At 24.8% G+C, this 21,053-nt stretch carries 16 protein-coding genes; all 16 read right to left on the reverse strand.

Going from position 1 to position 21,053, the window contains the following annotated elements; genetic code table 11:
• Positions 1-206: 206 nt before the first annotated feature.
• Positions 207-2,039 carry a DUF4041 domain-containing protein gene (locus tag MBBAR_RS06200; protein WP_080460436.1) on the reverse strand — a complete coding sequence of 611 codons (1,833 nt, stop codon included), beginning with the start codon at positions 2,037-2,039 and terminating at the stop codon, positions 207-209.
• Between the two features lie 481 nt (positions 2,040-2,520).
• Positions 2,521-3,060, reverse strand: coding sequence for a DUF4411 family protein (locus MBBAR_RS06205; RefSeq protein ID WP_080460437.1), 540 nt, complete (start codon positions 3,058-3,060; stop codon positions 2,521-2,523).
• Positions 3,057-4,298 (reverse strand): XRE family transcriptional regulator, encoded by a 1,242-nt coding sequence (locus MBBAR_RS06210; protein WP_080460438.1) that lies wholly within the window; start codon positions 4,296-4,298, stop codon positions 3,057-3,059. Before MBBAR_RS06210 ends, MBBAR_RS06205 begins: the two co-directional genes overlap by 4 nt.
• A gap of 112 nt (positions 4,299-4,410) precedes the next feature.
• Complete coding sequence (locus tag MBBAR_RS06215) at positions 4,411-4,950, reverse strand: hypothetical protein (protein WP_080460439.1); 540 nt, start codon at positions 4,948-4,950, stop codon at positions 4,411-4,413.
• Positions 4,951-5,020: 70 nt separating this feature from the next.
• The gene (locus MBBAR_RS06220) at positions 5,021-5,257 is read right to left on the reverse strand and encodes a hypothetical protein (protein ID WP_080460440.1); all 237 of its coding nucleotides are present in this window, start codon (positions 5,255-5,257) and stop codon (positions 5,021-5,023) included.
• A gap of 197 nt (positions 5,258-5,454) precedes the next feature.
• Positions 5,455-6,735 carry a site-specific integrase gene (locus MBBAR_RS06225; RefSeq protein WP_080460441.1) on the reverse strand — a complete coding sequence of 427 codons (1,281 nt, stop codon included), beginning with the start codon at positions 6,733-6,735 and terminating at the stop codon, positions 5,455-5,457.
• A 908-nt stretch (positions 6,736-7,643) separates the two neighbouring features.
• Positions 7,644-8,768 carry an AAA family ATPase gene (locus MBBAR_RS06230; RefSeq protein WP_080460442.1) on the reverse strand — a complete coding sequence of 375 codons (1,125 nt, stop codon included), beginning with the start codon at positions 8,766-8,768 and terminating at the stop codon, positions 7,644-7,646.
• Positions 8,769-9,272: 504 nt separating this feature from the next.
• The gene (locus MBBAR_RS06235) at positions 9,273-9,491 is read right to left on the reverse strand and encodes a histone family protein (RefSeq protein ID WP_080460443.1); all 219 of its coding nucleotides are present in this window, start codon (positions 9,489-9,491) and stop codon (positions 9,273-9,275) included.
• 885 nt (positions 9,492-10,376) lie between these two features.
• The gene (locus tag MBBAR_RS06240; RefSeq protein WP_080460444.1) at positions 10,377-10,748 is read right to left on the reverse strand and encodes a DUF2283 domain-containing protein; all 372 of its coding nucleotides are present in this window, start codon (positions 10,746-10,748) and stop codon (positions 10,377-10,379) included.
• An 848-nt stretch (positions 10,749-11,596) separates the two neighbouring features.
• Positions 11,597-12,259: a peroxiredoxin gene (locus MBBAR_RS06245; RefSeq protein WP_080460445.1), complete on the reverse strand. Its 663-nt coding sequence runs from the start codon at positions 12,257-12,259 to the stop codon at positions 11,597-11,599.
• Between the two features lie 621 nt (positions 12,260-12,880).
• Positions 12,881-13,717: a TIM barrel protein gene (locus tag MBBAR_RS06250; RefSeq protein ID WP_080460446.1), complete on the reverse strand. Its 837-nt coding sequence runs from the start codon at positions 13,715-13,717 to the stop codon at positions 12,881-12,883.
• Between the two features lie 217 nt (positions 13,718-13,934).
• Positions 13,935-14,948, reverse strand: coding sequence for a phosphorylating glyceraldehyde-3-phosphate dehydrogenase (locus MBBAR_RS06255; RefSeq protein WP_080460447.1), 1,014 nt, complete (start codon positions 14,946-14,948; stop codon positions 13,935-13,937).
• 415 nt (positions 14,949-15,363) lie between these two features.
• A complete protein-coding gene (locus MBBAR_RS06260) occupies positions 15,364-15,882 on the reverse strand; it encodes a DUF2284 domain-containing protein (protein WP_080460448.1) in 519 nt (172 codons plus the stop codon).
• A 443-nt stretch (positions 15,883-16,325) separates the two neighbouring features.
• Complete coding sequence (locus MBBAR_RS06265) at positions 16,326-17,408, reverse strand: DNA topoisomerase IV subunit A (protein WP_080460449.1); 1,083 nt, start codon at positions 17,406-17,408, stop codon at positions 16,326-16,328.
• A gap of 21 nt (positions 17,409-17,429) precedes the next feature.
• A complete protein-coding gene (gene top6B, locus MBBAR_RS06270; protein WP_080460450.1) occupies positions 17,430-19,097 on the reverse strand; it encodes a DNA topoisomerase VI subunit B in 1,668 nt (555 codons plus the stop codon).
• A gap of 841 nt (positions 19,098-19,938) precedes the next feature.
• Positions 19,939-20,541 (reverse strand): KH domain-containing protein, encoded by a 603-nt coding sequence (locus MBBAR_RS06275; RefSeq protein ID WP_080460451.1) that lies wholly within the window; start codon positions 20,539-20,541, stop codon positions 19,939-19,941.
• Positions 20,542-21,053: the final 512 nt, after the last annotated feature.

Raw genomic sequence — 21,053 nt, forward strand, 5'->3', positions numbered from 1 at the left:
ATATTGGTTGCTCTAATTTTATTGTCTCCTACAGAGTAATGAGATTTGGTAACCATTCAGTAGAGATTGGTGAGGTATTGCCGTACCGTTTGAACCTTTCCCTACTGATAAATCTCACGATTACCATTTTTAAGTTTATTTTTACTATTATTTAATATTAGTTATTCTCTTTCTATTTTTTAAAAAATAAAAATAATAAATTATTATCATAATAATTTATTATTACTTTTTTCAATTTTTAAAGTATCATAATACTCTTGAGCTTCAGGTTTAACACTAAAACTATGCACCAAATCCTTATTCTCATCAACAATCCGCTTAACATCATCAATGGTAATATGGAAAAATTCCTTCCTCCTATTTACTTTATTTACCCTTTTATGATCAAACCTATTATGCAATTCTTTTTCTAGTTCAAAAGCCTCTTCACTAAAAATAAACACATGATGATCAAATCTGAATGGAACTGAAGCATCAGACAATTCAGTTATCCTACCATAAGGATCATCTCTTCTAGTTACCCCTATCTTATAAATATTCTCTCCAAAAGAACCTACATTAGATAAAATATATACATAACCTGCACCAGTTCGTTTTCGTTTCTCAGCTATATCTTTTTCATCATTATTACTTTTTTCAATAGCTAATTCTAACTCTTTGAGTTTGTTTTTTAATAATTCTATTTCTTCATCAGATTCACTTTTTTGTAATAAATTATTAGTTGCTTCCATTTCTGTTTCCAATTGCAGTTTATGTTTATTAACACTTTTAAGTTGGGCATCTAATTGTTTTTGTATTTTCCTTTCTTCTCTTTCTCTTTCTCTTGTTTCTCTTAATATTTCTTTTTCTTCTTGTTTTTTCAATTCATATTCAATAGCTACATTCAGTTCTTCCAATTTAAGATTTAAATATCTTGAAGTAATATTTATAAGATTTCTTTCATTCAACCTATTTAATGTTTCAAATGCTTTATTTATTCTTTTAACAGAATTTTCCATATTTGAAAGTTTTACTTTACTTATTATTGTGTCACATTCTAAATTAAAATTTTTTATTAATAATTTTTTATTAGCATTATTCATTGCTTGTCCTTTTCGTTTACTTCCATCAACAGTCCAATTATCTCCACCTATTACAGCAGTTTTGTTTTTTATCATATCTTTTTGTTTCTTTCTAATTTCATCCAGTCTTTCTTTATATAGTACTGCTGTTGAAAAATTATATTTAGGTTCATATAATCCTATTTCTTGCCATTCAAGTTCTTCTTCGACAAATATTAGTTCTTTTTGTTTTTCTTTTAACTCGTTAATGATATTATTTAATTGTTTTGCTTTAGCTTCTAAGTTATTATCTATTTCTTCTTGTTTTGCTTTTGCTTTTTCTTCCAGTTGAGCATCAATATTAGCTAAATCATTTTCTTTTTGTTCTAATTTAATGTTTATTTCTTTTGTTTTTTCTTTTTCTATTTCATCTAACTTAATATCAATATTGGCCAGCTCATCTTTTTTATCAGCTAATTTTTCATTTATTTCCTTTTCTTTATCATTTTCCATCTTTTCTAATTTAATATCAATATTAGCTAATTCTTCTTTTTTATCATTCAATTTTTCATTTATTTCTTTTTCTTTAGCTTTTTCCAGTTCATTTAACTTGATATCAATATTAGCTATTTGGTCTTGTTTTTCCTTTAATTTATTATCCATTTGTTTTTCTTTTTCATTTACCTTTTTGTTTAAATAATACACACCTATTATTATTAATGGAATCCCTATAAAAATACCATATAATGTTATTGAGAATAATATACCTATTATTATTATGATAAGTCCTTTATTTTCTTTAATATTCAATGTAGATGTTTTTTCTTGATTTTTTTCTGTTTCATTTACAATTTGTTCTTTTTCTTTATTTTCATTATTCTTATTTTCTTCATTTTCTGTTTTAGAAATTGGAGTTCCACATTTTTTACAAAATTTGGAATTTTCATCTAAAGGATTTCCACAATTAAAACAAAATTTAGGAGCTTTATCTTCCACCATTTTTTCACCTCATTTTTTAGTAAACTTTCATTATTAATAATGATGGTTCTATATTTTTTGTTTGTAATATTAGGTATATAATATTTTATAAATGATTTTCATACTATTTTATAATTCTAAAAAGGGTGAGGCTAAGAAGAATTATTCTTAACCTCAATGTTAAATCCCCCCAATTAATATTTATTGTAAAACATAATATATAAACTTCCGCGTGAGGTCTAAGTAATATTTCAAGTGTAAAAAACTCTTAGAAAAAGAAAAAAAGAATAATAAAACATTATTATCTAAAAATAAGAGAAAAAAGGTACTATTTCAAGTGTAAAAAATAAGTTTAATAATTGTAATATAGGTTAATATGATAAAATGATAAAAAAGTAATAACTAAAAATAAAAAAAATAATAAATGTTTAACATAGCTATTTTTAATACAAAAATTAAATCAAAAATAATATTAATAAAAATAAAAAATAAGTTATTCAGATTAAAAATGTAGATGTAAGTTTTCTCTTTTTATTAATTCAAGAAAATCTATGCATTGAAAACCAACATGATCTTTTATGCCTTCATCATATTTATCCCTAATATGACAATAAGCTCCCATTCTAGAACAAATTGTTGGAATCTTAAATTTTAAATCTGATTTTGCGTTCATGTTCCAACCTTCTTGAGTTACCAATATCAATTCATTAATTTTGGCATATGCAATTACCTCTGGATCTGCCCAATTTTCTTTAGAAGTGGTTCCTTTTTTATACCAATTGGAAAATTCTCTTGAAAAATAATTTCCCATTTCAAGAACATCATTATCAATTTTTTGGAACATATATTTCTTATCTTTTGCCCAATCTGCCATTGAATCGTCTTTAGCAATTAACTCTTTATATACTGATTCAGTCGATACTATTGTTCCATTATTTATTAAATTATCAAAGTTTTTCCAATGTGTTTGAAAATACTTCTTTTCATAGAAATCATATTGAGATCCAGCTAAAATAGCTGATGTATCAACAACATATTTCATTCAAATAGCTCCTTTGATAATTTTTTCCTTATTTCAACAATAACTTGTAAGCTTACCCCCAAATAATCTGCCATAGTACTATTTGTTATTAGTTGTGAATCATATGCTTCTAACACCATCTTAGTGTATAACTCCCCATTCTTTCTTAAAGCTTCAGTTGCTTTTCGGATATTTTTAGTATTATTTGGAGTTTTTTCTTTAGTTATTTTCGGTTTAGTGTTTTTTTTAGAATTTTTATTTTTTTTATTTGAACTTCTATTTTTAAAAGCAAAATAATTTTTTTCCCATTCATGTTTTTTAGATTTATAAAAATCATTAGAAATTTTATCTAATGTTAATAATCTTCTTAAAATCACTTCGTTGCTAACTTTAAAATACTTTGATAATGATTTAATCTGATTATCCTTCCACTCATTATTATTATCATAGTCATTGATTTTTATTTCAAATGTTTCTCTAGGAACTAATATTTCAGCAGCTATTTTATTGCACAATTCCTCAGTATTATAATTTATAGCAAACTTATTGAAATTACTAATAATAATTCCTTCATTGTTAATTATTAAATGAGCCAACTCGTGAAACAGAGTAAATTTCCTACCATTAACATGTTCTTTCTTATTAATCCCTATAATCGGTAATTTTTCATTATATATTGCATAACCTCTCATATCTTTAGGTTCAATATCGTAAAATTGAAAAACCAAAACTCCTAATCCTTCAACCTTATTTATCCAATGACTTAAAGCATTTTCGCTATTATTAAGTACATCAATTTGAAGTTTAGTCATATTGATTTTTTCCCTTATATATTCTGAGATTATTTTTACATCTGAAACTTCATTTTTCATTGATAATGTGAAATTAGGTATAATTTCCTCTTCTGATTCTTCTTCTAATAATATTAAATTTTCTCGTTTATTTTGAGCACTTTCAAGTTCTCTGAGAATTTGAGGAGATACTTTTTTTTTCTGTTTACTTCCTTTTGTTCTAAAATCTACTATTTTGTCTTCATTGTAAGAAGGAGAATTATTATTAAAAAACATCATAGGGGGCCGACGATAATAATCTGCCAATTTTTTAAGTTCATTTTGACCTATATCTCCTGTTTGTTCCCATTGTCTAATTTCCTCAGAATCCACACCCATTTTTTTAGCTATATCTTTTCTTTTAAAATTTGACATTTCCCTAGCCCAGACTAACCATTTCCCATTTGTTTTTAATTTTGCTGAGCTCATTTTATCATACCTAAATAAATTATTCAATATTAATTTTATATTAAATTATAATATATTATATTTTAATATAATATTAAATATTTCTATTTAATTTAAAACCAAAACTAAAAAATTAAAAATCTAAATGTTCTCTTTCAATAGTACTACTACCCACAAGTTCTGCATTACGACCTGCATCATATAAACATCTTATACCTATCCGTAAATCTCCTTCACGATAAGCATGCTCAGCCACCATATAAATAACTTCTTCACTAATCACACCACGAGCAAAACCCATTTTACACCTATCACTCAAAATACTATTAATTTCACTTAAAGTATATGCATCAAAATTAACATTAGCTGGTCTGAAAATTGTTTCAACACTTTGAGACAATACAAAATTAATATATCTGCGATTAGTAACTGTTATAAGACTAATTTTAGCTTTATGATTTACTTCATGAGCTCTGAGTAAAGTGTACATGACTTTGTTTATCTGATCAATATCTTCACTTGTTATCTTATTTGATCCATAATCATCTAAACAAACCACTAATACTTTTTCTGTTTTGCCAAGATAGTTAACTATCTTATTTTTAAGAATATTAGTTGTTACCCCGGTTTTAACACTTTTTTTATATAATTTATTATAAATTTTTGTTAGCATTTGATTTTCTGTTTTATCAAATTCACAATTAATATAAACAGTTGCTACGTTGAATTTATTTTCTACTAATTCAAAATATTTTTTTCACAGCTGTTGTTTTGCCTGTTCCATAAGGACCTGTAATTTCCATATTGGTTGGAGCATGGCCACTGTTTAATTGTCTACTATGATTTATCATAGCTCTTAATTGTTTTTCACGAAAATTTAATATTTCTGGTAAATATTCTAATGTAAATACTTCTGGTTGTTTAAATAATGTACCTTCTTGTTGGATTACTACATCAAATATATTTTCAACAGTTTTCATAATATCATCACCTACATGATAAAGTATATAATATTATAAAAATAGGATTAATCCATGAGCATATGAAAACTAATAAAAAAAAAGTAAAATTTAATTAAGAAATATAGACTAAAAAATTCCTAAATAAATCATAAATATAATAAAATAATAAATAAAATACTTTTTAAAGTAATACTAAATGAGCTGAATATGTAATACTATTGTTCTTTTTTACTTCTGTTTTTAATAAAGTCAAGAAAAGCTATCCTATCATCAACATCCATTAAAGAATTAACACTATCTTCCACACTAGTAAGTCTCTCTTCATTCTTTATTTGTTGTTCAGTTAAAATTTCATTTGTCTTTTTAAGATTAATATTATCACTAGAAATATTAGTTATTATCTTATTTTTCTCATTTAATTCATCATTCATCTTTCTTTCTAATTCAAGATATTCTTTACTACGATAAGTATCCTTTTTAGTATCATTAATTAATAAACGAGGTAAAGCTTGAATATATTGTTTTTTTATACTTTCAAAATCATCAAAAAAATAACTATCACGAGTAGTGCCTTTACCCCTACCTTGTAAAGCATCAATATCATTAATATTCATTCCAGGAATCATAATTCCTGTTTTAGGATCTTCATAACTCATAGCTAAACGGCTTGCATGATACTTACGGAGCATATGGCTTATAAAACGGTTTCTACCTCCAACTTTACCAAGCTTCAGGATTGTGTTTATTCTTCTAAATCTATAATCAAAATGTTTCACACTTATTTTAAATAATCTTGTATCCATTTCTAATTTATCTTCTCTAGTTAAAAGATAATTTAAAATCCCTTTCACGGCCTCATCACTACAAAAAGTATCATAGTATTTGTTAGTTTTTTCTCTTAGAATTTCAAATGTAGGTACAACTTCTTTTTGAGTGATTAGAGCACTCATAGTATCATTTATACTGGTTTCATTATGACACTCTTGAGTAGCATTTATAAAATCCTGTATTGTTAATCTTAATGTTTCATTTCTAGCACAGCCTGAGCTACTCATAAAAAATATTATGGCTGACATTAAAGGAGGACTTATATCAATTGCTTGTTTTAATATATCTTTTGTGGGTAAGTGTTTAAATTTTAATGGAGGATTAATTTTAACTCCTTTCTTACTTATATATGGCAAATCATCCATATCTATACCAAAATGTCCATAGATTGTTTGGATCCTGCTTAATCTCATATTTGCTGTGTTTAAATTATAGTTTTCATATAAATAATTATTATACTTTGCTAGTCTTTTTCTTAGTTTTGTATCTTTCCAGTGAACTTTTTTATTTTCTTTATTAGCTTCTCTTAGTAATTCGGTCATTGTTTTATTCTGTGTTTGTGTGTAGTCTATTAATGATTGTCTGTATGATGAATAAGTGTTTTTAGCCCATTTTCTATTTTTATTCATAACATATAATATGTTTTCATCTTGTCTTTTCATGTTCATGTATATTTACAACCTTTTTTATTTTTCACTTTTCCTAGTTTGTGAAAAGTAATAAAGGTAATAAATTTCTATTCATTCAGGGGGTGAATTAGAAAAAAAATTATTAAGATAAAAAAAAGTAGTACACAAGTAACATTCTCTCATTGTCCATTTTCTATATAATCCCTTTCCTAATAAAAAAAGAATGTTCAATTCATAAATTAGCTATTTTATACTTAAACTTTTTCTAATTAGCTATTTTATAATTTAATTCTTTTTATCTTGTTTAAAAAATAATTAATGATACAATTAATTGTTTAAATGTATATCAATTAATAGTACTATTAACTATGCTTAAATTATTTAATTATTTAAATTTATCCATTTAATATGGTTATATTAGTCCCTAATTTTATAAATAATCCATTTTGATTATTGTTTCCTATTTCAATAGCTCTTATTTTGAATAAATAAGAAATTCTGGAAAATTAAAACATCAATGATAAAACTAAATTTTATATATTTCATTTAGTAATCATTCGCTATTTTAATTAATTCTAAAAATCCAATCATAAAAGAAAATAATGAAAATTTTCAAAATGAATGGAATACAATATCATTTTTAAAAGAAAAATATATGTATAATTTTTTAAAATACATTCTTAAAAGTGAACATATAGATTTTTCTTTTTTTATAATACCGAATGCTCTTTATGTAATTCATAGTATATAAATTTAACTATAAATAAAAAATATCAAAATAGAATATCTAAATAAAAAATATTAAAATAGAATATACCTATAGAAATATGAAAATAGAATATCTAAATAAAAAATATTAAAAATAAAATAAGCAAGAAGTATTAAAAATAGAAATATATTAAAAATAGTAAAGAATTAGAAAGAATAAATTTATTTAATAAATAGAATTATACAAACATATTCTTACTATTATCATTTTTAGATTTATAGCTATTTAACCCTTCTTCAAAGTGTTTTAATTCTATTTTTTCTTTATCATCATATAAAGCTCTATGAAGTGCGGATTTTAATAATTTTTCTTTTATATCTCTTCCAGACATACCTTTAGACATTTGAGCAAGTTTTTTAGATGAAACTTCGACTTCAAAAGGCATAGTTTCAATGAAATTTTCAATCATGATAATTCTTTCTTCAAATGAAGGCATTACAAATTCAAATTCATCCTCAAATCGACTTCTTATAGCATAATCAAGGTGTTCAGGGTTATTAGTTGCAGCTATAGTAACAACTCCCTCATGATTACTGATTCCATCCATTTCAGTTAAAAGAGCATTTACAATTTCAGACACATCTCCTCTTATTGATTGGAATTTTCTATGTAAAGCAATAGCATCCATTTCATCGATGAAAATTACAGAAGGAGATGTTTTGTTAGCCATTTCAAAAAGATCATGTATTTGACGTGCACCATCACCAACATGATCACCAATTAATGAAGTTGCTTTAACTAAATATAAGGGAACATTAAGCTCATTAGCTAATGACTTAGCTAACATAGTTTTACCAGTACCTGGAACACCATAAAATAAAATATTCTTAGGAGCCCATTCTCCAAAATTTTCAGGATTTTCTAAATATTTCATTACTATTTTACACTTACTTTTTGCTTTTTCTTGACCTATAACATCTTCAAGCATTAAATTAGTAGAAATAGTTTTAATATCTTTAGAAATAGTTTCTTCTGTTTTTAATATAATAGAAGTGTTTTCTCCAATTATTGAATTATCAGGAGATGCTTCCAAAACTTTAAACCCATAATCAGGAAGGATTTTTTGATCAAATAGATAGGAGCCTTTATTAACATCACAACCCATCCATTGTTCTTTAGAATAATGTTCAAATAATTTTTCATCTGAAATTTCTAAATTATGAACATCCATAAGAGGAAAATTAAAAGGATATCCAACACTCTGAATTACAATCTTTTTAGCTTCTTCTTTAGATTCTGATTTATTAGTGTTTGATTTGTTATATATTACTTGGGACTCATGTTTTTTATTATCAGATTTCAAGTATTCACCTATTAAATTATATAATTAAATTATATAATTAAAATTATTAAATTAAAATTGTATTATTAAATTAAAATTATTAAGTTAAAATTGTATTATTAAGTTAAAATTATTAAACTTATTATTTTATATTTTTCAATAATAATTAAATAAAATAATAATAATTAAATAATAATATATATTGATATTACAACTATAAGAACTTAATCATTATCATTATTTTTTAATATTTTTAAACATTTTAATATATAATATTTCAATATATTTTATATATTTTAATATATATTGATATGTTTGATATGATGAAATTTATTTAAAATAGTTCTAATTTAAAATAAGTATCTATGAAAAAGATTTTTATATAAATAATTAAAAAAGTTATTGAATTTAGATAAATAGAATATAATATAAATTATTTAATGAAATTTTGTAATAATAATTAAAAATAAAAAATGAAAGAAAGGCTAAATAATAATCTATTTAACTTTTCTTAAGCTATAAAACTTAGCATTTGGAAGAGCTAACAGCTAATTTTACATCTTCAGCTTTAACAGTCTTACGACCAGCATGTTTTGCATAGGAAACAGCTTTTTGAGCAACAGTAGTTGCACATTCTTCTAAAGCTTCAGCTAATGCTTCTTTTGCATCTTCACTAATTCTGTCTGCGCCTGCGTTTTTTACTATTCTTGCAACTGGTGCAATTGGTAATTCAGTTTTTTTCATATTAATCAAATCTCCACATTTATATATTTAATTTTCATAATAGACTTAAGCCTATTATAGTCTAATATTCTCTAATTCATAATATATAAATATATCGCTGAAATAATGAAAAAACAAGCAAAAATTTGAATTGTTTTTTGTTTTAATTAGAAAAATTAATCTCAAAAATAAGTGTAAATAATTTCATGCCATATTTCTGAAATTAATAGAATATAAAATTTATCAGATTTATTAAAAATATTATTTTTATTGAATAAAAAATTTTAAAAACAAGTAAAAGTTAATAATAATTTATTAAAATGAATTTCTAGTTATCATTTAAAATAATAATAATAATAATAATAAAAAAAAAAACTAATTAAACTAATTAAAAAAAAATTATATTAAAACAACTTCCAATAACAAAACAAAGAAAAATAAAACCCCAAAAAAGAAAAAATATACTAAAAACCACAAAAAAATTAACTCAACAACATCACAGAACATACTATGATGGTTTTTATATGTATGCAGACAGCAGCAATGATATCACATATAAGCAAAGCAAACGACATCACAAAAACATCACTTGGTGTTTATCTGGAGACATAAAGCAAGCTACAACAAACACAAAAAAGGAAAAACACAAAAATCTTTCAAACAAAAACCATGTAAAATAAGAAACAAAAAATAATTAATTAACAATATACTCTAATTTAAAGGAATAAACACCAAATTATTCTAATAGTTAACTTCATACTATTAAAAATTATAATTGTTATACACTGAAATATAAACTAAATATTATAAAAAAACTAAATATTCCTAATCTTAGTATTATATTATCTCACTAATTTTTGTAATATAAGTAATAATAAATATATTTATGTTATTAAAAAATAATAATTAAGCTGTTGCTAATTTTTCATCCATAAATGGTATATTACTATCATTAACAACAGTAGCATTAGCTATTTTAAACTCATCATGGTCTTTAATAGGTAATGTGAAAATAGCATTAACAAGTATTTGGTATTTAGTAACTTTAACTATTAAATCTATACTATTAATATTTTCAAGACTTTTAACAGTAGTATTTAATACACGAGATGTGTTTATTATTTCTAAACCTACGATTTCCCCTTCTTTAGTAAAATCTAATATAATATTATCAGTTAACGGAGCAGCTTCTGGATTTGGATAATCTTTAACTTTGATGTATAATGCATCAGCTTCGCAGTCATATTCATGATTTAATATTTTATGTTCTTTAAACATTATTCATATCCTCCTTCAATTTTAGATTTAGATTCTGGAAAAGTGGTTATTAATTTTATATTATAAATATCACAATCACAAGATTATATTTACTTGTATCTGGATGTGAGTAAGTTACTCTGAATTTGTTATTTATAGGAGGTTTTATATACAATGGAATGCTTTTTTTAAGAATATTATAACTTAATTCAGAACCACAATAATCTCTTTTCACTCGTTTTATGTAGTGAGAAGATTCAGTGATAGTTACACCTTTATTCTTCTTAATCTTGTTAAAATATTCTCCATATTCTTAACTGAATACTCTGTAATATAAATAACCTCTCAAACTTTTTTTATAATACTTAATATTATAGTTTATTTATTATAAATAATTTTAGATTATTGCATTAATTATATTTTTTATAAAAAATAATTTCAAGTCAATGCAACATCTTAAATAAATTGTATAAAGTCAAAAGCCATTATTTCAAATTAAAAATATGTAATAAAAGTTAAAATTGGATTAAAAAATCATTAAGGAAACTAATCTAAAGATAGAGGGTTTCAAATTCTTTCAAGTCCGTTTTTAATAATTTATGATTTAGGTTTGTTTTTTGGATAGGAGATTAATATTATATTATGAAAAATCCTTTTAATACAAACCATAAAAAAGTAATACTTAAATGCTTAAACAAAACAAATACAATAATAGAACCATAATAAAATGAAAATAATAACTTTTAATAAAGATTTCAACAAAGCTAAGGAAATTCAAAAAATTTATTAACCTAAAAAATCTTTGATTTTCTAAAATAAAAAGAATAAGCTAATAATATTAAAAATAAAAAATTAAATAAAATTATTATTTACAACTTTTTATGGCAGAACCACCAGTCATAGCCACTAATCTCACCAGATTCCCTTTGTTTATTTCTTTTTTTTATTGCATCCATAGTTGGTACAGGTGGGATAATAACTTCATCAGAAACAATTTCATTTTCAGGCCAATTAGCAGGCATAGCTACTTTATTTTTATCACCAGTCTGTAAACCTTTAACGATTCTGAGAATTTCTTCTATATTCCTTCCCATTTCTTGAGGATAATGTAATATAGTTCTAATTTTACCATTGTTATCTACAATAAAAACTGATCTGACAGTTGTAGTTCCTTTTCCAGGATGAATTATTCCTAAAGAACTAGCTACAGCACCAGTGTCTGCAATTATTGGAAACTCTATCCCAACATCAAGGTTGTCTTTTATCCATTCAATCCATTTTATATGTGAAAATACTTGATCAACACTAAGACCAATTAATTCACAGTTAAGTTTTTTAAACTTTTCATAGTTTTTTTGAAAAGATACAAACTCTGTAGTACAAACTGGTGTAAAGTCTGATGGATGGCTAAATAAAATAAACCATTTATCTTTAAATGCATCAGGAAGTTTCATCATTCCTTGAGTTGTTTGTACATTCAATTCTGGAAAATCATCTCCTAAAAGAGGAAGAGATTTTTCTTCTGTATTCATTTTTATCACCTTTTTTATAAAAATTTTTATCATAAAATTTTTATCATTGCTAATAACTTAGAATATACTAATATATAAATTTTAGGTTAAACTAAATATAAATATTATAAAAAATTTCATTAAATAAAATAAAAAAGATATATGAAAAATAAACACTCATCTCATCATTACTAGTGTTAAAAAACTTCTTAGACAGAACAGCTAGCTATTAGAACAAAAATCAAGATTTAAAAGGAAATACAGATGTAAAAATATCTTATTAATATTTTTTTGAATAATTATAATACTCTTCAATAGCTCTAAGAAAAATCTAATGTAACTTATAATACTAATATATTTTAAAGAATCTAAAAAATATATAATTCAAAAAATGAATAATAGAAAAAGAGAAAAACCTATATTATTAAAAGATTGGTCAGAATTATTGGATGATTAAATAAATCTCAATGACTTTAAGATATTAAGAAATAAAGGAAACATTAGCAAAAAAGAAGCCGATAAAATAGCTAAAAAAGAATACAAAAAATAAAGACCAATACAGGATAAAATATATAAATCATACTATAGCAAAAGAATCGAAGAAGTCAAAAAAGTTATAAAAAGATAAAGGAGCTATAAAAATCATATAAGCAAACTTTCATAAAGTTCTTTCATTTTTAAAGCATCTTTATCAAGTAAAGGAGTCTCACAAATTATCGTAGCTTTCCAATCATTCTCTATAAAAGATTCAAGAAGCCATTTCAATTCAGGACCATATTCTATTTCATCAAAAGTATGATGTCTTCTTTCACCAGATTTTGTATATTCAATTCTAGTAAAATGACAATGTAATCTATCAATTTCAAGATTATTCTCTAATTTTGATAAAACACAATTATAATCATCTTTTTTCTGAATATATCCTCTTCCTCTAGCATGAATATGTGCAAAATCAATCGTTGGTTTAACACAATCAAAACTTGAACAAAGCTCGATTATCTCATCAATATTTCCAAGTTGAGATCTTTTACCAGTGGTCTCAGGTGCAAAGGTATAATCATAAATACCTTCATCATCAAGCTTAGAAATGACCCTATTTAATGCATTTTTTGCAATAGCTAATGCATCAGAAGGATTGTTTTTTAAGTAATAACCAGGATGAAATACAATTCTATAAGCTCCCATCCAATCAGCTACTTGAGCAGTTTTCATTAAAGTTTCAATAGACATATCAAGCTTTTTTTCATCAACGGCAGATAAATTAATATAATATGGAGCATGAATAGATACTAAAATATCCTCTTTAATTGATTCTTCTTTTAATATATTAGCAGATTTTTGACCAATTCTAAGTCCACGACCTGCTTGATATTCATAAGCCCTCAAACCTTCCTTAGTTATGTAGCTACAAGCTTCATAAGCAGCTCCTTTATAATCAATAGGTCTTCCAGCAGGTCCAAAAATAATATTAGGTTTCATATTTATCACATTAAATAAAATAACATTAGGAATAAGCTAAAAATTAACAGTAAAATAATTTCTAAAAAATTCTTGAAATAACTATTAAAAAATAATTATTAAAAAATAATTATTAAATAATAAAAAATCATGAATGAAAAATTTAAAATGAAAAATTTAAAATATAGAATTTAAAATAGAGGATTTAAACAAGAAATGAATTCTAATAAATTGAAAATTATAAAATTCCCATTGCTTTATTAGTTTTAGCTATTGATTTCTCATTATCAGATTCTAATTCAAGCATAGCTCTTATTGCATCAACATTTTCTGGTACAACATCGGATTCCTGGTGAACAGCTTGCATATAGAAAAGTTCTCCATCCACGATATTTAGAGATTCTTTCCAGATTGGAATTTCAAATAAATCATTTCTACTTCTTCCAAGTTCTTTTGCATATTCCATGAACTCAGCAGTAGAGCCTAATCCTTCTTTTGCTTCAAGTAACAGAACTCTTGACCTGTTTTCAAGAACATCTATAACCTCATCTAAGGCAACATCATTTTCTAATTCAACCATTAAATTATGTTGATGCATTAAAGTGGTTGGAACAAGAAGTGCAACTGTAGTAATATTTGCCCCATACATTACAGTTTTCAAATCAGGTCCATGATGAGAAGGAACAGTTGGAGGATTAGGAACAACAGCATTTATAGGGCCTTTATTAACTTGAGAAGGATCTCCCCCACGTCTTACCATTACAGCTCTAATTTTTTTTACTCCGCAAAGATCATCGATAGGTTTTAAACTACGTGTAAGACCTGTAGTATTACATGAAACTACACGAGAGTAATCTGCACCATAAGAATCATCATAATTTGAAAATGAATTAAAAGATAGTCCAGTTAAGTCATGGTCTTCTCCACCTTGATATATAGCTTTTACACCAGCTTTTTTATATTTTTCAAGATTTTGAGGACCAATATTTCCAGGAGTACAGTCAACAACTATATCTGCATCAGATATCATTTCATCAACAGTTCCAGCTATTTCAATTCCTGCTTTATCAAAAAGTTTTTCTCTTTCAGGTATAGCTATATATAAATCATAACCTTTTTGAACTGCCATTCTAGCTTCAAAATCAGGTTTAGTTTTACTAACACCAATAACTTTCATATCATCTTGAACTGAAACAGCATCAGCTACTCTTTTTCCTATTGTTCCATATCCATTTATAACTACCGATTTCATTACAACAGTCTCCATTATATATTAAAAGAGTTATAAAAACTCATAGTATTTATTATTTCAATGATTATAATTATTATAATTACTTTAATAATGTTTTTAATAATATACAATTTAGAATAATATACAATTTAGTATTAAATAGTAAAATTATAAATTATCAGATTAGATTTTAGATAATATTATCTATCAATATTACCTTATCTATTAATATTACCTATAAATACATAACTATTTAAAACTACTTATTATGAACTAATTAATATATATCCCATTAATAAATATAATCAACAATTAAATTAAAAAATGATAATTGGATAAATAAACCATTATATCAAAATTAAGAATATAATGATAATAAATAATGACCATTAACATTTATTATAAAATATTAATAAAAATTAATAAAAAATTAAATTTAGTCGATCAATAATAAACCATAATCATAATAAAATTTTTCACCATTTTCAACACCAATCATCTGATTATATCCATTATTTTTAGCTGTAGTTTGGACATCAATTCCACAAGCTTCCATTGAAGGCCTATGAAGTTTAGGGTGAATACATTGACTTAAGTTACATCTTTCACATATTTTACATCTTCCAGCACCTAAAGCAAAAGCTTTAAAAAACTCAATGTCCAATGCAAAATATTCTAAATCAACAACAACTTTATTTATAGTCCCCATATCATCTTTTGTTCGAAGAAGAATTCCAACATCATAACATCTTAAAACTTTCTCCATTTCATCAGCTGTTGGAGTGTAAGGTGGACAACCAAGAGATTTACCATAGTTACTACAACCATATTTACATTTCAACAAAGTCCACATTCCAGTTTCAACAGTCCCAATATTGATTATCTTTGCTTCCATATTCTCAAGGTTGTTTGTGATTTTTAGTAATTTATCCCAAACTTTATCTATATTATCCATAAAATCCCATTTTTATATAATCTCCTGTACACAGGATATTTAGTATAATAGTATTCATTATTAATATAATATTCATTATTAATATAATATTTATTATTTTAAAATATTAATAATTTTTTAAAAATACAATAAACACAATGTAAATATTAATATTTTTAATATACAAAAAATGAGAAACTAAGAAATAATAGAAATAAATGAGATAATAAAAATAATAGAGATAATAGAAATAATAGTAAAAGTATGATAGTAAAAATATGGATAAAATAATAATATAATTATAATAAAAAAAAGAATGAATAAAAATAAATAAAAATAAAAAAGAATAAAATAAAAAAAGAATAAAGAAGAATGAATAAGAATAAAGAAGAATAAAAAGAATAAAGAAAAATAAAATAAAAATGAGAAAAAAGAACAAAAAATTAAATTAATTAAAAGTTAAATTAACTTAATAACTCCAATTTCTCAGGGAAATATGTATCTACAACATATTCAAGCCCATACTTAGAAAATGATTGCTGTTCTGCTTTTTTACCAATTTTAAGCATTTTTTTAATTTCAGTTTGCCAAGTTGGATCTCTGTACCTTGGATCATTAGATAACTCTTTCAATCTTAAAACATCAATATCCTTTAAAGGATCGGTTGGAAGTTCATAGTTAACAATGTCACTAGCTGTAACTCCCAAAAATTTAGCATTAGGAGTAGCTAAATCATGATTAACATGTGCAAGTTTAGCACTTCCAGATATAATAACCATAGCTATGTGAAAACCCCAAGGGTCTCCGTCGTTACAAATATAAACTGGAAGATTTAATTCTTCATTAACTCTCTTTAAAAATCTTCTTGTAGCTCTTGCAGCTTGTCCTTTAAGCCCAACAATCAGAGTATTGAATTTTTTATAAGCTTCCTCTTGAACCATCCTATGAAACATCCCCATAGTCTCAACAGCAATAACTCTTTCAACATCATGATCAAGAAATTCTACTTCATCAATAGTAGGAGAAATTGTATAGCCAGATTTACCTGATTTTAAAGCATCAATCTCAACATCACCTTCTTTAAGAATAATATTTCCATAAACAGATGCTCCATCTTCTTCTGGCATTAAACCTAAGTCTTCACGGCTCATTCCTAAAGTTACTTCAATGTCTTCCCCAACAATGTTAGATTCTTGCTGGTTATCAAAACCAATATCCCAACCTTCACTAACATAATACATCTCCCTTAACGTAGCTGTTTTTTCTCTTTGAACAAGATCTTTACAGAAATTAGCTACTTGAACCATTTGCCCGATTTTTTTAATTTGTTTCACGTTTCCAAGAGATCTTTTACCATATCTATCCCCTAAAACAAAATAACGCTTAGCATCATCATAAACAATATTAGATGTACCACGAGATGGAACTTTTAAAGAAGGAATATCTTTTTTAATAACATCTTCAATAATCTCTTCACCTAATCCTTTAAGCTTATTATAAGAAACTTCTTTTCTTGATAAATTTTTATTATCTTTAACTTCAGACATAAATAATACCTTACCTTAAAATTATTCCATATTTTCTAATGTTTCTTCTGATTTATTATCATCATTTTCAATAGTATCATCAAGATCAGATGCAAATTCCCCTTCAACTTCTTCTTCAGCCTTATCAGGATTTTCACCCAAGAGTTCTGCAAGTGATCTTCTTGTTACTTTAGCTAAAACCTCTTGAAATTCAGGAACATCAGTTTCAGCAAGTTTAGCAGATTCTCTAATGATAACAGGAACATAATCTTCAAATATTTTAGACCTCATTGCTTCTTCTTTAGCTGCTTTTTTAGCTCTTAAATATTTTTGAAGCTTCCTAGCTACTTTCATTGTAGCTTGTCTTACTTCATGAATGATTTCTGGTTCTGGAGCTATACTTTGTTTACCAGTTGATAGATAAGGAACTTGTGTAGAAATCATATTAACAAATACAGTGATAGGAGTATTTTCTAAATCTCTTAAACCATATCTTTTCCAATCAATACTTTTTAAGGCTTCTGTAATAGCACAGCTACCTTGATCAAAAGACAGAGGAACCCTATTTGCAAATCTCATAATTTCAGATTTTCTTTGATCATTTACAAGTCTTCCAGCATCTCCACCATAAGCAATTCCTGCTTCAATGATAAAAGCTACACCTCCCCTGTAAGTAACAGGTTTTCTTGTAGTAGCTGCAATAAACTCTGGTTTAAGAATCTCTTTCATACCATCTTCAATCTGATCATCACCAATAGGAATAAGGCCAGAAGTTGGAGGTGCCATAAAGTCCATTTTAGAGAAAGCATCAACAATTGCTTCAGCTTCTTCCCACTTCATATCTTTTGGTCGTTTATTCAAATCAATTCCAGTTAATTCTTCAATTTCAGCAATTCTCTTATTTGACATTCTTGAAAGAGAGCTTGTAAGAAGACTCCTAAATCTCCTTTTATCAGTGTGCTTAGCCATGAAGATTAAATCATCAGCAGTTACTCCCCTTGGATGAGGTAATACTTCTTTAGGAAGCACAGGAACCATATCAGCAGCCCTATTAAATATGTACTTATGACTGGTTGGATCCCTAAATATTATTTTTGCATGAGGATTACCAATCATAGTTCTCCTAATGTATTCAAATGCTCCTTGTTCAGCTAAAGAATAAGAAACATCTTTAAACTCAAGTTCTATACAAACACCAGTATGTTTTGGATCATAACTTTTACGATTTAAAAGCATTCCTTTATTTTTCTTAACATCCATCTTAAATTCAAGATCTGCTCCTTTAAGTTCCCCATCAACTTCCCAAGCAGATTTTACTCTTGCTGGTTCACCAGTAGTCATTTGAGATAATAGAACACAACCACTACATCCTAAACCTTGTTGACCTCTTGACTGAATGTTTCTAAACTTAGAACCTGCAAACATAGTACAATAAACTTTCATTATATAGTCTTCAGGGATTCCAGGACCATTATCAGAATGCCTAAGAATATAATGATCTTTATCAACTCTTTTAAGATCAATTTTAATTTCAGGAAGAATACCTGCTTCTTCAGCTGCGTCAAAACTATTAGTTATGAGTTCGTGGAAAACGATTGTTAAAGACCTTATTTTCCCAGTGAAACCTAACATTTGCTTATTTTTTCTAAAGAACTCTGAAGGTGTCAATTCTTGAAAATTGTCAAAGAGTTCTGATGCTTGTTGTGACAAATTAAACCTCCTATTATAAAAACTTTTAAATTTAATTTTTTATTAAATAATCTTAATGATTTATTAAATAATATTTAATAATTTTAAATGATATTTAATAATTCATTAAATAATATTAATAAATTTAATATTTAGCTAAATTCAATTTAAATTAGTTGTTAAAACTTTTAATTAATTATTTAAATTCTTAGGATTATTTATATTCTTAAAATATTTAGAAATATAATAAATAAACTTAAAAATATAATAAATAACCATAAACATAACATTTAAATGATTTTTATTAATAAGCAATATTATTAATTATAAACATATTATTGATTATATAAATTATTATTACTAATTATTTAATAATCATTATTAATAATAAAATCATAAACCAGTACATAATTAAATAAAAATATTTTAACTGAAGTAAAAATGTTTAACTGAAAGTAATAATTAAAAACATATTGTCAAAATATCATATAAATAAATACATATGGTAGAATTTAATAATGCGATTACAAATTTGTAATATTTTTACCTATATATCTATATGGCTTGTAACCTATATAAGGTTTTTGTAGTATATCATCAAATTTTATAGATAAAGATAAATTAAACTATATGAAGATATTTTTTATAATATTTAATTTATTGAATTTTTTATATAACCATAAAATCTTATAAAATAGTACAAATATTTATAAATTAATGAAGGATATGAATCCTAATAATGTATGAATCTTTATAAATTAATAATATCTTTATAAATAATAATAGAATATAAAAATTTTTAAAAAATTAAATGATTTAAAAAATTAAATGAATTGATTAAAAAGTAGCATAAATCTAATTATCAATCATCTAAATCGTCTCGAAATTCTATTTTATCATTTTCAATTCCAACCATCGATTTAAATTCCTTCATTTTTCTATCACTTTGTTTAGATTCTAAAAAACCATAAACAGATTTATGTTGTGAACCATTAAGAATCATTTCAACAGCTTCTTTTGCCACCATGACATTTTCAAGTTCACCAATAAAGGCAACAGTTTTACCATAAATCGCCATGTCCACTTCCGCCATACTGATTATAATCTCTCTAGTTCTACCATCTTTACCAATAATACGTCCTTTTTGTCTAGCTAATGCTTTTTTAGACTTACCTACATATAAGGTTAGTTTTATTATTTCTAGATAAATATCATCTTCATTTAGTTTTAAAGCTATTTCTGGGTTAAAACCTCTCCCAATAGCTTTAACTACATGATTAGTTTTCCAAACTCCAAGAGGATCTTCCATTTCCTCACTTGGAGAAACAATTACAGTTCCTTCCTCCCCATCTATATCTAACCATGTATGAGTAGTTTTTTCAATTTTTTGTTTAGTTTCACCATTTGTTCCTATTAAAACCCCTATTCTATCCTGTGGGATCTTAAGATATTCTGTTGTTGGCAAATTTTCACCTCTAATCTCTAATTCATAAATAATTTTAATTCATAAACAAATAACAATTAAATTATTAAAATCTAAAATTTAATACTAACTCTAAAAACTAATATTAAAATCTAAAATTTAATAATACAGCTTAATAATAACCTGCTTAATAATAACCTAATAAGAATTTATTATTAGTAACCAATGATTTAGTTTGATAAACATTGATTATTACTAATTTTTACTAATTTAATATAATTTATATAATAATTTAACTATAATTTAATATAATTAATATAATATCTTTATATCTAGTATCTAACTTATACTTATTTATTTCTATTCCATGTTTATTTTATTATTAAATATATTAGACTATTATATTATACAACTAACTATAATTAGCAAAATCTAATATATAAAGTAAATCTAAGAGCAACTGATAAGTAATATACTAAAATAACATTACAAAAATAATATAAAAAAGGAAGAGAGATAAAACTTAAGAAAAATAAAACCTAATAAAAATAAAA

It is taken from the genome of Methanobrevibacter arboriphilus JCM 13429 = DSM 1125 (assembly GCF_002072215.1).
GTDB lineage: Archaea > Methanobacteriota > Methanobacteria > Methanobacteriales > Methanobacteriaceae > Methanobinarius > Methanobinarius arboriphilicus.

Excerpts from the sequence above, each read along its gene's own strand:
- MBBAR_RS06200 (WP_080460436.1), bottom strand. The coding sequence starts at position 2,039 with ATGGTGGAAGATAAAGCTCCTAAATTTTGTTTTAATTGTGGAAATCCT.
- MBBAR_RS06220 (WP_080460440.1), bottom strand. The coding sequence starts at position 5,257 with ATGAAAACTGTTGAAAATATATTTGATGTAGTAATCCAACAAGAAGGT.
- MBBAR_RS06215 (WP_080460439.1), bottom strand. The coding sequence starts at position 4,950 with ATGCTAACAAAAATTTATAATAAATTATATAAAAAAAGTGTTAAAACC.
- MBBAR_RS06205 (WP_080460437.1), bottom strand. The coding sequence starts at position 3,060 with ATGAAATATGTTGTTGATACATCAGCTATTTTAGCTGGATCTCAATAT.
- MBBAR_RS06210 (WP_080460438.1), bottom strand. The coding sequence starts at position 4,298 with ATGAGCTCAGCAAAATTAAAAACAAATGGGAAATGGTTAGTCTGGGCT.
- MBBAR_RS06240 (WP_080460444.1), bottom strand. The coding sequence starts at position 10,748 with ATGTTTAAAGAACATAAAATATTAAATCATGAATATGACTGCGAAGCT.
- MBBAR_RS06255 (WP_080460447.1), bottom strand. The coding sequence starts at position 14,948 with ATGAAATCGGTAGTTATAAATGGATATGGAACAATAGGAAAAAGAGTA.
- MBBAR_RS06235 (WP_080460443.1), bottom strand. The coding sequence starts at position 9,491 with ATGAAAAAAACTGAATTACCAATTGCACCAGTTGCAAGAATAGTAAAA.
- MBBAR_RS06225 (WP_080460441.1), bottom strand. The coding sequence starts at position 6,735 with ATGAACATGAAAAGACAAGATGAAAACATATTATATGTTATGAATAAA.
- MBBAR_RS06245 (WP_080460445.1), bottom strand. The coding sequence starts at position 12,259 with ATGAATACAGAAGAAAAATCTCTTCCTCTTTTAGGAGATGATTTTCCA.
- MBBAR_RS06260 (WP_080460448.1), bottom strand. The coding sequence starts at position 15,882 with ATGGATAATATAGATAAAGTTTGGGATAAATTACTAAAAATCACAAAC.
- MBBAR_RS06250 (WP_080460446.1), bottom strand. The coding sequence starts at position 13,717 with ATGAAACCTAATATTATTTTTGGACCTGCTGGAAGACCTATTGATTAT.
- MBBAR_RS06265 (WP_080460449.1), bottom strand. The coding sequence starts at position 17,408 with ATGTCTGAAGTTAAAGATAATAAAAATTTATCAAGAAAAGAAGTTTCT.